The sequence below is a fragment of the Humibacter sp. genome (genome assembly GCF_035547335.1).
Classification (GTDB): Bacteria; Actinomycetota; Actinomycetes; order Actinomycetales; family Microbacteriaceae; genus Humibacter.
Genome location: NZ_DASZVF010000055.1, coordinates 77205 through 91165, shown reverse-complemented (window position 1 = coordinate 91165; position 13961 = coordinate 77205). Strand labels below are relative to the sequence as shown.

Below are 13961 nucleotides of genomic sequence, written 5' to 3'. Positions count from 1 at the left end.
CCAGTATGCCGTCAGCGGCCTGAGCGACCGCCACGACCCGCTCGGAAGGCGCTCTGCTGCGCCTCTCTGATCAGCGCCACCATTCGCTGGGCGCCGTCACGGACGCCGACCCGGGCTGCGGCCTGCGACATGCTTCGCAGCCTCGCGCCGTCCGACAACAGCGGGACCACGGATGTCAGCACCCATCCCGGCGTGAACTCCGCGTCGTCGACGAGCACCGCTCCCCCGGCCTCGACGACGCCTGCTGCATTGAACCGCTGCTCGCCGTTGCCGACCGGGTACGGCACGTAGACGGCGGGGATGCCGAGGGCGGACAGCTCGCTCACGGTCGCCGCTCCCGCCCGCGAGATGGCGACGTCCGCGAGTGCGAGCGCGAGATCCATGCGGTCGCAGTAGTCGACGAGGTGATAGCCGGGCACTCCTGGATCCGCGAACTCGGCGGCACCGCCCTGGATGTGCAGCACCTGATATCCCGTGCTGGTGAGCGCCGCCGCCGCTGCCGTGACCGTGGCGTTCACGCTCCGCGCGCCGAGCGACCCTCCCGTGACGAGTACGGTCTTGCGGTCGTCGAGGCCGAAATAGGCCAGCGCCTCCTGCCTCGCGGCGGCCCTGTCGAGGTCTTCGATCTCTCGTCGCAGCGGCATGCCGACGAAGCGCGCATGCGCGATCGGCGTGCCCTGGAACGCCACGCCGACCTGCTGCGTGTAGCGGGCGCCGAGCCTGTTCGCCAGTCCCGGCTTGGCGTTCGCCTCGTGGAGTGCGAGGGCGACGCCCTCCCGGTGTGCGGCGCTGTAGGCGGGCGCCGCAGCGTATCCGCCGAAGCCGGCGACGACATCCACTCCGCGCTCCCGGATGACCGCGCGCACCTGCGCGACGCTCGCACGGAACCGTGCGGGGAAGCGCAGGGCCGCGGCATCGGGACGCCTGGGGAACGGCAGCTTCGGGATCGTCACCAGCTCGTATCCCCGTGCGGGGACGAGGCGCGACTCCAGTCCTTCTGCCGTGCCGAGCACGATCACCTCCGCGTCCGGCTCGAGACGACGCAGCGCATCCGAGACGGCGAGCAGCGGGTTCACATGGCCGGCGGTCCCTCCGCCGGCCATCAGGTACGTGGTCACCGCATCGCGCCCTTGCGGGGCACGCCGGTGAGCGACGTCGACGGCGCGCGCGTGAACGAGAGCACGACGCCGATGGCGAACAGCGAGCTGATCAGGGCCGTGCCTCCCGCGGATATCAGGGGCAACGGCACGCCGAGCACGGGCAGCAGCCCGAGCACCACGCCGATGTTGACCAGGCCCTGCCCGACCAGCCAGACCATGACAGCACCGGTCACCACCCTGGCGAACGGATCGGTCGTGGCGTTCATGATTCGGATGAAGCAGATCGCCAGCAGGATGAACAGCAGCAGAACGACGATCCCGCCGAGAAGCCCGAGCTCCTCGCCGATGATCGAGAAGATGAAGTCGGTGCTCGCTGCGGGCAGCCAGTTCCACTTCGACTCGGAGTTGCCCAGGCCGACGCCGATCAGGCTGCCGTGCGCGAGGGCGAAGTTGCTCTGCTCGATCTGCCATCCGGTGCTCATCGGGTCGGCCGCCGACGGATGCAGGAACCCGAGGATGCGCTCCATCCTGTTGGCGCGGGTGACGGCGAACAGCAGTGCGGCTCCCACGGCGATGACGCCGGTCGTAAGCAGCTGCCGCAACGGGATCCCGGCGAAGAACAGCGCGCCGAGCACGATGGCCACCATGATCGACGTGGTTCCGAGGTCTCCACCGGCGAGCACCAGCCCGATCGCCACGGTCATGACGAGCACGACGGGAAGCAGCCCGTACTTCCACTGGGCGAGGCGATCCTGCTTGCGTGCGATGAACATGCCCATCCACAGGATCATCGCGATCTTGATCGCCTCAGACGGTTGGAAGACGACGGGACCGATCTTGAGCCAGTTCTGGTTGTAGCCCGTTCCGTTGTCCGACCCGAGAGGCGTGGCGATGACGAGAAGCTGCAGCGCCGAGGCGCCGAGAAGGGCGGGCCAGGCCGCCCACTTCCAGAACGATGCAGGGATGCGCGAGGCCAGCAGCATGATCGGAACGCCGATCAGCGCGTACAGGCCCTGATTGAGGAACCGGGCGAAGAAGCTGTCGCCATTGGAGTGCGAGTCGACGGACGACGACGAGAGCACCATGACGAGGCCGAACACGACCATGAACAGCGTGACGCCGGTGAGCAGGAAGTAGTTCGCCGACTCCCCCGCGAACACCCTGCCGAGCGAGATGCGCGCGCTGATCAGCGAGGCGCGCGTCGGAGCTTGCTGTGCGGCATCCGTCGGAGCGGAGAGACGACCTGACGCGCGAGACGCGGCGTGAGTGGGAACTGTCACCTGATGCCCCTGCCTTCGCCCGTCATCCCTGCCGTGTCACGGAAGCTCCGTGCCGTCCCGCCCCGATGGGCCGTCCTCCGGAAGCTCGTGCACCGCCCTCGCGAACCGATCGCCTCGATCCGTGAAGTCGGCGAACTGGTCGAACGACGCCGCCGCCGGAGCGAGGAGCACCGTGTCGCCTTCGCGCGCCAGCCGCGCCGCCAACCGGACCGCCTCCGGCATGACCTCAGTCTCACCGGGGTCGACGGACAGCACGGGAAGCTCCGGCGCGTGTCGGCGGAATGCCGCCAGCACCGGTTCCTGGTCGACGCCGATCACCACGGCGCCCGTCAAGCGCGACGCGTGCCGCTCGACGAGATCGTCCAGTTCGACGCCCTTCAACTGACCGCCGAGCATCCACACGATGCGGTCGAAGGCACGGAGCGAGGCGTCGGCAGCGTGCGGGTTGGTGGCTTTGGAATCGTCGATCCACAGCACCCCTGCGCGTTCCGCCACGAGCTGGATGCGATGCGGGTCGAGCCGGAAGCCGGTCAACGCGTCGTGGATGACGCCGGCCGGAGCGCCGTAGGAGCGGGCCAGTGCCGCCGCGGCGAGGATGTTCGCCACCACGTGGGGCGCCGCGAGTCCGGCATCCCGCAGCTCGTCCAGCGTCGTCAGCTCGAGCGCCGTCGTGGCGCGGTCCTCGAGGAAGGCGCGGTCGCACAGGATGCCGTCCACGATCCCGAAGTCGCTCGGACCGGGTGAGTCGAGCCCGAACCCGATGGCGCGCGCGCCCTCGACCACGTCGGCGTCCTCCACCATGCGCAGCGTCGCGATGTCCGCGCGGTTGTACACGCACGCGACCTTGGTGTTGTCGTACACCTTCCCCTTGGCGGCGCCGTACTCCTCGAGCGTCCCGTGGAAGTCCAGGTGGTCTTCGGCGAGGTTGAGGCACACGCTGGAGAACGGCCGGATCTCGCCGCCCGGGTTCCGGTTCAGCCAGTGCAGCTGATAGCTGGAGAGCTCGACCACGAGCAGGTCGAACCCCTGGGGATCCCTCACGGCGTCGAGCACCGGGATGCCGATGTTGCCGCACGGAGCGGCCCGCACGCCGGATGCGACGAGGAACGTCGCGGTGAGCTCCACGGTCGTGGTCTTGCCGTTCGTGCCCGTGACGCAGATCCACTCCGCCGCCGGCTCGACCTTGTCGCGGACGCGCCACCCGAGCTCCACGTCGCTCCACACCGCGACCGACCGCGAGGCGGCCCAGACGAGCAGCGGATGATCGGGGTGGTATCGGCCGGAGGAGACGACGACGACCTCGGGATCGAACTCCACGACGGCATCCGGCACCGCGGTCAGGTCACCGACGTGCAGGCGGACGCCGATGACGTCGAGCAGCCTCGCGCGTTCCTCGTACGGCGCATCCGCCACGACGAGCACGTCGGCCCCGAGCTCCGCGAGCGTGTCGGCGCTGGAGAACGCGGCGACGCCCAGGCCGAGCACGGCCACCCGCAGCCCGGTCCAGTCGGACCGCCAGCTGGTCAGGGCCGCCAGTCGCTCGGGCAGGCCAGGCGCGGTCACGACGTCCTCGACAACCACTCGAGGTAGAACGAGCCGACGCCGGCGGCCACGAGCAGGCCGGCGATGATCCAGAAGCGCACGACGACCGTCACCTCGGCCCAGCCCTTGAGCTCGAAGTGGTGATGGATCGGGCTCATGCGGAAGATGCGTTTGCCCCGCGTCGCCTTGAAGTAGGCGCGCTGCAGGATGACCGACCCGGCTTCGATGACGAACAGGCCGCCGATGAGCACGAGCAGCAGCTCGGTGTGGCTGAGGATGGCGAACGCGGCGAGGGCGCCGCCCAGCGCCAGGGACCCCGTGTCGCCCAGGAAGATCTGGGCGGGCGACGTGTTCCACCACAGGAAGCCGACGAGGGCGCCGACGATCGCGGCCGCCACGACGGCGAGATCCAGCGGATCGCGCACCGTGTAGCACTTGAACAGGTTGTCGGTGTCGATGGTGTCGCTGAAGCAGGACTGGTTGAACTGCCAGAACCCGATGATGATGTAGGAGCCGATGGCGAGGATCGAGGCGCCCGTCGCGAGCCCGTCGAGCCCGTCCGTCACGTTGACGCCGTTGGACGTCGCCGTCGTGATCAGGTTGATCCAGATCAGGTAGAGGATGATGCCGATCACCGGGATGCCGCCGACGACCATGAGGTCGAGCGGCAGATCTCTGATGAACGAGATCTCGGTGGAGGCGGGCGTGACGCCTTCGTTGCTCGGGAAGTTGATGGCGAGGATGCCGAACACCGTCGCCACGATGACCTGCCCCGCCACCTTCGACCAGCCGCCGAGCCCCAGACTGCGCTGCTTGCGCGTCTTGAGGAAGTCGTCGACGAAGCCCACGAGGCCAAGGCCCACCATCATCAGCAGCACGAGCAACGGTGATGCGGACAGGCCGTCGCCGCCGTTGAGCAGGACGGCCACGAAGTAGCCGACGAGCGTGGCGAGGATGATCACGATGCCGCCCATCGTGGCCGTGCCGCGTTTGGCGTGGTGCGATTGCGGTCCATCGTCGCGGATGAACTGTCCCCAGTTCAGCCGGTGGAACAGCTTGACGAACACCGGGGTCAGGAAGAGCGAGAAGGCGAGGGACAGCGCTCCCGCGGTCAGTAGGGCTCTCACGAGTACGACTCTCCCAACCGGTCACCCAGGTGTCGTAGACCTGCGGAGTTGGACGACTTGACGAGAACGATGTCGTTCTCGCGCAGCATCGAGGTCAGCAGCTCGAACGCCTCGTCCTGCGTCTCGACGAACACCGACTCGCCGTCCCACGATCCCTCGTTGATCGTGGAGATGTGCATGCGCCGCGCTCCTGCGCCGACCACGACGACCTGGTCGACGCCGAGACGTACTGCGAGCAGCCCGATCCGGTCGTGCTCGTCGCCTGCGGCGTCGCCCAGCTCGCTCATCTCGCCCAGCACGGCGATCGCGCGTCCCCCTGGCTCGCGCAACTGCACGAGGGTCTTCAACGCGGCGGCCATCGAATCGGGGCTGGCGTTGTACGCATCGTTGATCACCGTGACGCCGTGGGCGCCGCCCATGACCTCCATGCGCCAGCGCTCGGCCCTCGTCACGGCCTGCAGTCCTTCGGCGATGTCGTCGATCGAGACACCGAGGGCGTGCGCGGCGGAAGCGGCGGCCAGGGCGTTCGCGACGTGGTGCTCCCCCAGCACGCGGAACACGATCGGCCTGCTCGTGCCGTCGGGCAGATGCAGGGTGAACGACGTGCCCGCGCGACTGGAACGGACATCCGTCGCCCGCACTCGGTCGGGACCGGCCTCGCCGTCAATACCGAACCACAGCACGCCAGCCTTCGTGAGCCGGGCCATGGTGGCCACGCGTGGGTCGTCGGCGTTCAGGACGGCGGTGTCGCCGGCATCCAGGTCGGTCACCATCTCGGACTTCGCCCGCTGGGTGTGCTCGATGCCGCCGAACTCGCCCGCGTGCGCGAGGCCCACCTTGAGCACGACGCCGACGTCGGGCTTCGCCATGCGGATGAGCCTGGCGATGTCTCCCTCGCGGCTGGCACCCATCTCGGCGACCAGGAATCTGGTGTCGTCGCCGACCTCGAGCATGGTCAGCGGAGCGCCGACCTCGTTGTTGAAGGATGCGCGCGGTGCGACCGTCTCGCCGACCCGCCGCAGGATCTCGCCGAGCAGGTTCTTCGTGGTCGTCTTGCCGTTCGAGCCCGTGATGCCGACGATGCGCAGGACGCCTGCCGCACGCACGCGATGGATGACGGCGCGCGCGAGGTCCCCGAGCGCCTCGACCACGTCGGCGACGACGATCTGCGGCACCTCCAGTCCCAGCTCGTGATCGACGATCACCAGAGCGGCGCCGCGCTCGACGGCCTGCGGAGCGAACAGGTGCCCGTCGGTGAACTCGCCCGGCTTCGCGAAGAAGATGCCGCCCGGCTCCACTTCGCGGGAGTCCGTGTAGGAGAGGCCGTCGATCATCCGGGACGCGGCGTCCGCGTCGCCGACCAGTCGGCCCTTCACGGCCTCGGCGATCTCGCCGAGGCTCATGGCGATCACGAGAGCCATCCCGCCTCGCGAAGCGCGAGCTTCGCGTCTTCGCGGGCAGAATAGGGCAGCTGCACTCCTGCGACCTCCTGATAGTCCTCGTGACCGGGACCGGCGTAGAACACGACGTCCCCTTCTCCGGCGTGGGCGATGGCTGTGCGGATCGCTGCGCGCTGATCCGGCACCTCTTCCACGTGCGCATCGGGGACGGCATCCAGTGCGCCCTTGATCAGCGAAGCGCGGATGGCCGCCGGATCTTCGAACCGCGGATGGAAGTCCGTGATGATCACCTCGTCGGCTCCGCGCGCAGCTATCGCGCCCATGTCCGCCCGCTTCGTGGTGTCGCGGTCGCCGTCGGCGCCGAAGACCATGATGATGCGGCCGGGCGTGACGGTGCGCAGCGACGAGAGGATGCGCGCGAAAGCGTCGGGCGTATGACCATAGTCCACGAACACGACGGGGCCGTGCTCCGCCGAGACGCGCTCGGTGCGGCCTGGGATGTACGCGAGGATGCCTCCGTCGCGCTCCAGCACCTGCCCGATCGCCTCCAGGTCGAAGCCGGACTCGACGAGCATGACGATGGCCAGGGCCGCATTGCCCGCCATGAAGGATCCGAGCAGCGGGACCCGCGTGGTGACGGAGCGCCCGTCCGGCCCCGAGAGCGTGAAGGCGGTGCTGTCGATGGACTGCTCGCCCAGCTCGACCGTCCAGTCGGCGTCCACGCCGGGAGCCGTGGCGAGCGTGGTGACGGGGATCCGCGACTCGTCCGCGACCCGGCGTCCCCACTCCGTGTCGACCGTCACGACGCCCCGTCTCGCCCGATCGGGCGAGAACAGCGCGAGCTTGGCCTCGTAGTATTCGTCCATCGAGGAGTAGTCGTCGAGGTGGTCGTGACTCAGGTTCGTGAAGCCCGCTACGTCGAACACGATGCCGTCCACCCGATGCCTGGTGAGTGCCTGCGCCGAGACCTCAACGGCCGCTGCCCGCACCTCGGCCTCTCGCATGCGCGCCAGGAGTCCGTGCAGCTCGCTGGCCTCCGGTGTGGTCAGGGAGCTCGTCACGGCGACCTCGCCGATGCGGCGCTCCGCTGTCGAGCTGAGACCCGACCGCACGCCGATCTGCGTGAGCACGGCAGCGATCAGGTACACCACGCTGGTCTTGCCGTTGGTTCCCGTCACAGCGAAGAGCGTGGCGGGGTTCTCCTCCGTGCGGTAGACCCAGGCCGCGACGTCGCCGAGGACGGCGCGCGGGTCGTCCGTGACGAGCACGGGGATGCCGGCCTCCGCGGCCAGCTGAGCGCCCGTGGCATCCGTGAGTACGGCGCTCGCCCCTGCGGCTGCTGCTGCGGCAGCGTACGAGGCGCCGTGCGCCCGCCGCCCGGGCAGGCCCACGTAGAGATCGCCGGGCTCGACCGCGCCGGAGACGACGGTGACACCGCTCACCTCGGCCGTGTCGACGCGCTCCCGCGCCTCGAACCCGAAGTCGGCCACGAGCTGGGACAGTGACCGGGAGACGGGGTGCTCGGGGCGCAGCATCGCGGTGCCCGTTCCGGTCACGTGGCTCACTTTCAATAGGTGTCGGGGTAGTTGGCGGGCGGTGCCGTCGACGGCTGAACCCTGAGCGACTTGAGCACCTGGCTCATCATCGTCTTGAACAGCGGTCCTGCCGCCAGAGACGATGTAATCGTAGTCGGGAAGCCGATGTTGACCGAAACCAGATACTGGGGGTTGTCCACCGGCGCCACGCCCATCACCGAGACGTAGTAGCTCCTCTTGTAGCCGCCGTTGCCGTCCGGTTCCTGCGCCGTTCCGGTCTTCGCGGCCACCAGGTAGCCGGGGATCTCGGTGTCCGGCAGCGTCGAGATGGGACCGCCCTTGAGCACGTTCTCGAGCATCCCGAGAATCTCCTGCGAGGTCTGCTGCGAGACGACGCGCGTGCCCTTCTTCGACGGCACGTCGGTCATGGTTCCGTCCGGCTGCTTGCAGCCGTCCACGATCGACAGCGGCAGCTTGACGCCGCCGTTCGCGATCGCCTGGTACGCGCCGAGCATCTGTGCCTGGGTGATCGAGAGGCCCTGCCCGAAGGTGGTGGCGTATCGCGTCTGCTCGTCCCAGTTCGACGGCTGCGTGAAGGTGCCGGACAGCTCCCCCGGGAAGTCGACGGCGGTCTTCGAGCCGATGCCGAACTTCTTCATGAAGTCGTAGCGCTCCTGGTCGTCCATGCTCGTGCCGAGCTCGGACATGCCCACGTTGGACGATTCGGTCAGCACGCCGGTCAGGGTCAGGTGCTGAACGGGATGCGACTCGTTGTCGGAGACGAACACGTCCTTCTGCGGTCTCAGCGTGTCCGGCACCACGAGCTGGCTCGTGGGCGACGCCTTTCCGGTGTCGATGAGAGCGGCGGCCGTGAGCGGCTTGAAGATCGAGCCCGGTTCGTACTGGTCCTGGAACATCATGGCCTTCCAGTACTCCAGGGGCGTCGCATCCAGGTCGTTGGGATCGGCGGACGGGTACTGCGCTGCGACTCTGATCTTCGCGTCCTTGACGCTCACCACGCTCACCATGCCGAACTGGGCTCCGAGTTCCGGCACGACCTTGGCCAGCTGGTCCTGGGCGAACCACTGCAGGTCGGGATCGATCGTGGTGACGAGGTCGCCACCCTCCTTCGCCGGCTTCTGCACCTTCGTGCTGCCGGGGATCGTGACACCGTCGGCCCCGACCTGGTACGTCTCCTCACCGTCGTGGCCCGCGAGGCACGCGTTGTCGCCCTCTTCGAGTCCGGCCTGCGGTGTCCCGTCGCCGTTCAAGAAGCCCAGGATGTTTCCGGCGACAGCTCCGTTCGGGTACACCCGCACCTGGTGGCTCGTCGAATCCAGCCATGGGATCTGCAGCGCCTTCAGCTTCTGGTAGGTCGGGACATCCACGTCGGTGACGATGGGCGCGTACATCGAGTTCTTGTTCTTCGCGAGGGCCGCCTGGATCGGACCCGTGATGTCGCTCGGCTTCTGACCGGTGATCTTGGCGATCTCGGATGCCGCCTCCTCCAGCGTCACCGATTCCGTCTTGCCGTCGACGGTGCGGTCGAACGGCTTGGTGGTGAACTTCGGCGTCGCGATGAAGTCGTAGCGCAGCACGCTGCGCGCCAGCACGGTTCCGTCGGAGGCGAGGATCGACCCGCGCGTCCCCTCGATCGTGGAGACGTTGCCGCGCCGCTCAGCAGCCTGCCTGTCGAGAGCCTCCGCCTGCACCACCTGCACGTCGACGAGTCGCACGACGAAGACGATGACGATGGCGATGACCGCGGCGATCGCCACGGCGGCGCGCCTGCGATGTGTTTTGACGGTCGTCATCGGGATCCCTCGAACGGCGGGTCAGTGGGTCGAAGGCGCCGGAAGTGCCCCTGTCCACGGTACGGGCGAGCCGGCGGTCTCCTGCTGATTCGCGCTCGGTGTGCCCGATCCGTCACGGGCTGCCGACGTCTGCCCCTGTCCGCCCGACGCTCCGGCCGCGTCTTTCGAGCCTTGCGAGGAGTGCTTCGGGGTCGTGGTCTTGGGTGCCGTCACCAGCGGCAGGTTCTGGGTCAGGGCGTTCCCCACGAGCTGGCCGGTCGATCCGGCCGCTGCGGATGCCGGTGCCGGTGAGCCGATCACGGCGGAGTCGGAAAGGCGCAGGTAGACGGGCGTGCTGTTGTCGACCATGCCGAGGGCGACGGCGTTCGCAGCCAGGTTCTGCGGCGACGAGAGCGTCTGCACCTTCTCGGACGCCGCCTGGTACGACCGCGAGAGCTGCGCCTTCTGCGCCTGCAGCGACTCGATGCGGTAGGCGCCCTGGGAGACGCCGATCGAGAGGATCAGCTGTGCCATGACGATCACCATCACGGTCGCCACGGCGATCGCCGCGTAGAACAGCTTCGGCCGGGCGCGACGCTGCGCCAGCGGGAGCGCCTCGAGGTGAGGAAGACGGCGCGGCGCGGCGCTTCCGATCGATGGGAGCGATGCTGTCGCCTGGCTCATGAGTTCCCCCTGATACGTTCCGCCGCGCGAAGCCGCACGGGGATCGAGCGCGGGTTGCGCGCCCTCTCCTCGTCGTCGGCCAGCTCGGCCCCCCTGGTCAGCAGCTTCAGTTCCGGTCGATGTTCGGGAAGTTCGACCGGAAGCCCGCGCGGTGCGGTGGAGGTCGCCCTCGCCTGCAGTGCCCGCTTCACGATCCGGTCTTCCAGCGACTGGAACGACATGACGGCGATGCGTCCCCCGACCCGGAGCAGATCCACGGCGAGAGGGATCGCGCGCTCGAGCACGTCCAGCTCGTGGTTCACCTCGATGCGCAGCGCCTGGAAGACTCGTTTGGCTGGATGCCCGGCGCGCTGGAGGACCGCGGGAGTCGCGTCCTGGAGCACGGAGACCAGCTGGCCCGACCGGGTGATCGGCGACTGGGCCCGCGCCCGCACGATCGCTCGCGCGTACCGCGCTGCGAGCTTCTCCTCGCCGTAGTCCAGGAAGATCCGCCGGAGCTCGTCCTCGTCGTATCCGGCGATCACGGCCTCCGCGGTCAGCTCGGATGTCGCGTCCATGCGCATGTCGAGCGGCGCATCCTTCGAGTACGAGAACCCGCGCTCCACCCGATCGAGCTGGAGCGAGGAGACGCCGAGATCGAACAGCACGGCGTCGACGGTGCGGTGGCCGAGCGAGTCGGCGGCATCCGCGATGCCGTCGTAGACGGTGTGAACGACACGCAGCCGGTCGCCGAAGGGCGCAAGCCGTCGCGTCGCGAGCTCGATCGCCTCGTCATCGCGATCGAGCGCGACGACGGTGAGCCGCGGGAAGCGCTGCAGGAACGCCTCGGTGTGCCCGCCGAGGCCGAGCGTCGCATCCACCATGACGGGCGCGTCCCCCTGGAGCGCCGGCGACAGGAGCTCGATGCAGCGCTCCAGCATGACCGGGGTGTGGATGTCGCGGGGATCGGTGGAATCGACCATGAGAGTTCGGGGCCGCCCCTGGCGCCGGATCCCCATCCACACGCCACCTGACACCGGGGAAGTGCGTCAGGGTGCGTTGTGTGGCTGGGAGTCCGGCGCCAGGCGCTAGAAGAGCCCCGGGATCACCTCCTCGGCCGTCTCGGCGAACGACGCCTCGTTCGAGGTGAGGTAGGCGTCCCATGCCGCGGAGTCCCAGATCTCCGCCCGGTTGCCTGCGCCGATCACGGTGAGGTCCCGCTCCAGCCCCGCGTACGACCGCAGAAGCGGTGGGATCGTCACGCGGTGCTGCTTGTCGGGTACCTCGTCGCTGGCTCCGGAGAGGAAGACGCGCAGGTAGTCACGAGCCTGCTTGCTCGTGACCGGTGCCTGCCGGATCTTCTCGTTCAGCGACTCGAACTCGCGGCGGGGAAAGACGTAGATGCAGCGTTCCTGCCCGCGCGTCATGACGAGTCCGGACTCGAACTCGTCACGGAACTTGGCGGGGAGGATGATGCGCCCTTTCTCGTCGAGCTTCGGGGCGTAGGTGCCAAGGAACATCGGCCCTCCCCCGTCGATCTGCGCCGCGAGCCTGCGACATCCTCCACTTTACTCCACACTCATCCACAAACCGGGAAGAAGTGACGGATTCACAGCATACGGCGCGCCCACACTCGCGAAAAGACGCGGAACTCCGCCGGTGGAGGGTGGTGGAGGGAAATGCGCCGGTTCAGGTCGTCATGAAGCCGCAGAGGAAGAGGACGGCCGAGGACGCCCGTGAGAGAGGGCGCGATGAAGGCCGGCGGAAGAGAACGAGGATGGCGCAAGACGCCAACGAAAAAAGACAGCGAAAGACGACAGCGCAGCATCGAGCTGGCCGTTAAACACGAATCGCGCGCCCTTCGGCGCGCGATACTCTCCCTGTCGCTAGGCGGCGACCGGCGACAGACTCAGCGGTCGCCCTCCTGGCGCTTGTCCCAACGGTCGTTCAGCTTGTCCATGAACCCGGGCTGCGCCGACTTGGGCGCCGTCGTCTTCGCCTGCTCATCGGCGAAAGCTGCGGCTCGCTTGGCCCGACCGGGCGTGATCGCCACGAGAACGCCCACCAGCATCAGGACGAAGCCGAGGATGCCGACCACGATGACCTGGACGAACACACCAGTCAGAAGAACGGCGATGCCGACGACCGCGAGAAGGATGCCGAGCACGACGGAGCGATAGCTCGGCCGGACCCGGGAACCTCCGACCTTCGCGACGAAGTCGGCGTCATTCTGATAGAGGCTGCGCTCCATCTCATCGAGGAGGCGCTGCTCGTGCTCCGAAAGCGGCATCCTTGTCCCCCTCAGGCTAACGAGAATGACGGTCTTGTGTTCTCTAGATTCTAGTCTCGCTGCCGCAGCTAGGCTAGAACGCGTGCCCGAAAGCAACCGACTGATCGATCTCGTCGACGACCGGATCGGACGCTTCCTTCACGCGCGCGAATCCATTTTGTTGTCGATCGCCCCGGACATGGGTCCGCTCGCGTCGTTCTCCCGGCAGTTTCTCAGTGGCGGCAAGAGGTTCAGGGCTCTGTTCTGCTACTGGGGCTATCGCGCCGTCGCCGACGCCCGGCAGCCGCGGGAGGCCGAGCGGATCAATCCGGTGGTCGGCACGGCAGCGGCCCTCGAGCTGTTCCACGCGGCGGCGCTCATCCACGATGACATCATCGACCGCTCCGACAGCAGACGGGGCGCGCCCTCCGCGCATCGCCGCTTCGAGAACCTGCACAGGGAGAACGGCTGGGAGGGCTCGCCCGAGTCCTTCGGCGACGCAGCCGCCGTGCTGCTCGGCGATCTCCTCCTCGGCTTCAGCGACGACCTGCTCGCCGAGGCGCTGGGCGACGGCGTCGCGCCGGAGAACGCTGCAGCCGTGCGCCGTGAGTTCGGACGGATGCGAGCCGAGGTCATCGCCGGCCAGTACTTGGACATCCTCGAGGAGCGCTCCTGGCGGTCGGGTGACGAGCAGGAGCTGCTGCCGCGAGCAGAGCGCGTGATCGTCTACAAGTCGGCTAAGTACAGCGTGCAGGCCCCCCTGCTGCTGGGCGCGATGCTGGCGGGCGGCACGCTCGGGCAGCTGGATGCGCTCGGAGACTTCGGTCTGCCGCTCGGCATCGCCTTCCAGCTGCGCGACGATCTGCTCGGCGTCTTCGGCGACGCCGAGATGACAGGCAAGCCCAGCGGCGACGACCTGCGGGAGGGCAAGCGCACGGTGCTCGTGGCCCTCACACGCAAGGCGCTGCCCGTCTCGGCCAGGAACGTGCTCGACGAGCTGCTCGGCGATCCGCGTCTGGAAGACGAGCAGATCCGGATGCTGCAGAGCACGATCCGCTCGTCGGGTGCCGTCGCCGAGGTGGAGAACATGATCACGACCAACGTCGAACGGGCGACGAGGGCGCTCGACGACGCACTGCTGGCGGAGGACGCCGTCGAGCGGCTCCGCGAGCTGACCCGTTCCGTCAGCGATCGGGTCGCGTAGGCACCCGAAAGCCAGGCGACTCAGATAGCCGGGCTGGTCAGGTGGTCA

12 protein-coding genes are annotated in these 13961 nt (G+C 68.3%); 1 reads left to right on the top strand and 11 read right to left on the bottom strand.

Annotation, left to right across the window (positions count from 1 at the left end; all coding sequences use genetic code 11):
• Window positions 1-11: 11 nt before the first annotated feature.
• The 11 genes from VHB92_RS11950 to VHB92_RS11900 all read right to left on the bottom strand — a co-directional run bounded on the left by VHB92_RS11950 (window position 12) and on the right by VHB92_RS11900 (window position 12730).
• The gene (locus VHB92_RS11950; RefSeq protein ID WP_325453980.1) at window positions 12-1118 is read right to left on the bottom strand and encodes a UDP-N-acetylglucosamine--N-acetylmuramyl-(pentapeptide) pyrophosphoryl-undecaprenol N-acetylglucosamine transferase; all 1107 of its coding nucleotides are present in this window, start codon (window positions 1116-1118) and stop codon (window positions 12-14) included.
• Window positions 1115-2380, bottom strand: a complete 1266-nt coding sequence (gene ftsW / locus VHB92_RS11945; protein WP_325453979.1) for a putative lipid II flippase FtsW — start codon at window positions 2378-2380, stop codon at window positions 1115-1117. The genes VHB92_RS11950 and ftsW overlap by 4 nt, the downstream gene beginning before the upstream one ends.
• A 36-nt stretch (window positions 2381-2416) precedes the next feature.
• Window positions 2417-3943: a UDP-N-acetylmuramoyl-L-alanine--D-glutamate ligase gene (gene murD / locus VHB92_RS11940; protein WP_325453978.1), complete on the bottom strand. Its 1527-nt coding sequence runs from the start codon at window positions 3941-3943 to the stop codon at window positions 2417-2419.
• Window positions 3940-5049, bottom strand: a complete 1110-nt coding sequence (gene mraY, locus VHB92_RS11935) for a phospho-N-acetylmuramoyl-pentapeptide-transferase (protein WP_325453977.1) — start codon at window positions 5047-5049, stop codon at window positions 3940-3942. The genes murD and mraY overlap by 4 nt, the downstream gene beginning before the upstream one ends.
• Window positions 5046-6461, bottom strand: a complete 1416-nt coding sequence (locus VHB92_RS11930) for a UDP-N-acetylmuramoyl-tripeptide--D-alanyl-D-alanine ligase (RefSeq protein ID WP_325454074.1) — start codon at window positions 6459-6461, stop codon at window positions 5046-5048. Before VHB92_RS11930 ends, mraY begins: the two co-directional genes overlap by 4 nt.
• Window positions 6458-8005 (bottom strand): UDP-N-acetylmuramoyl-L-alanyl-D-glutamate--2,6-diaminopimelate ligase, encoded by a 1548-nt coding sequence (locus VHB92_RS11925; protein WP_325453976.1) that lies wholly within the window; start codon window positions 8003-8005, stop codon window positions 6458-6460. The genes VHB92_RS11930 and VHB92_RS11925 overlap by 4 nt, the downstream gene beginning before the upstream one ends.
• Before the next feature lie 11 nt (window positions 8006-8016).
• On the bottom strand, window positions 8017-9798 hold the full coding sequence (locus VHB92_RS11920; protein WP_325453975.1) for a penicillin-binding protein 2: 1782 nt from the start codon (window positions 9796-9798) through the stop codon (window positions 8017-8019).
• Between the two features lie 21 nt (window positions 9799-9819).
• The gene (locus VHB92_RS11915) at window positions 9820-10461 is read right to left on the bottom strand and encodes a hypothetical protein (RefSeq protein ID WP_325453974.1); all 642 of its coding nucleotides are present in this window, start codon (window positions 10459-10461) and stop codon (window positions 9820-9822) included.
• On the bottom strand, window positions 10458-11423 hold the full coding sequence (gene rsmH, locus VHB92_RS11910) for a 16S rRNA (cytosine(1402)-N(4))-methyltransferase RsmH (RefSeq protein WP_325453973.1): 966 nt from the start codon (window positions 11421-11423) through the stop codon (window positions 10458-10460). The genes VHB92_RS11915 and rsmH overlap by 4 nt, the downstream gene beginning before the upstream one ends.
• Before the next feature lie 105 nt (window positions 11424-11528).
• Window positions 11529-11960, bottom strand: coding sequence for a division/cell wall cluster transcriptional repressor MraZ (gene mraZ, locus VHB92_RS11905; protein ID WP_325453972.1), 432 nt, complete (start codon window positions 11958-11960; stop codon window positions 11529-11531).
• A gap of 389 nt (window positions 11961-12349) precedes the next feature.
• Entirely contained in the window at window positions 12350-12730 is a 381-nt protein-coding gene (locus VHB92_RS11900; protein WP_325453971.1) for a DUF3040 domain-containing protein, read from the bottom strand.
• A gap of 82 nt (window positions 12731-12812) precedes the next feature.
• On the opposite strand from VHB92_RS11900, the gene VHB92_RS11895 reads away from it, so the two are divergent.
• Window positions 12813-13913, top strand: coding sequence for a polyprenyl synthetase family protein (locus tag VHB92_RS11895; RefSeq protein WP_325453970.1), 1101 nt, complete (start codon window positions 12813-12815; stop codon window positions 13911-13913).
• Window positions 13914-13961 lie beyond the last annotated feature (48 nt).

What these genes read in the sequence shown, in the direction of transcription:
- VHB92_RS11920 (WP_325453975.1), bottom strand. Translation starts at nt 9,798, where the DNA reads ATGACGACCGTCAAAACACATCGCAGGCGCGCCGCCGTGGCGATCGCC.
- VHB92_RS11915 (WP_325453974.1), bottom strand. Translation starts at nt 10,461, where the DNA reads ATGAGCCAGGCGACAGCATCGCTCCCATCGATCGGAAGCGCCGCGCCG.
- rsmH (WP_325453973.1), bottom strand. Translation starts at nt 11,423, where the DNA reads ATGGTCGATTCCACCGATCCCCGCGACATCCACACCCCGGTCATGCTG.
- mraZ (WP_325453972.1), bottom strand. Translation starts at nt 11,960, where the DNA reads ATGTTCCTTGGCACCTACGCCCCGAAGCTCGACGAGAAAGGGCGCATC.
- VHB92_RS11900 (WP_325453971.1), bottom strand. Translation starts at nt 12,730, where the DNA reads ATGCCGCTTTCGGAGCACGAGCAGCGCCTCCTCGATGAGATGGAGCGC.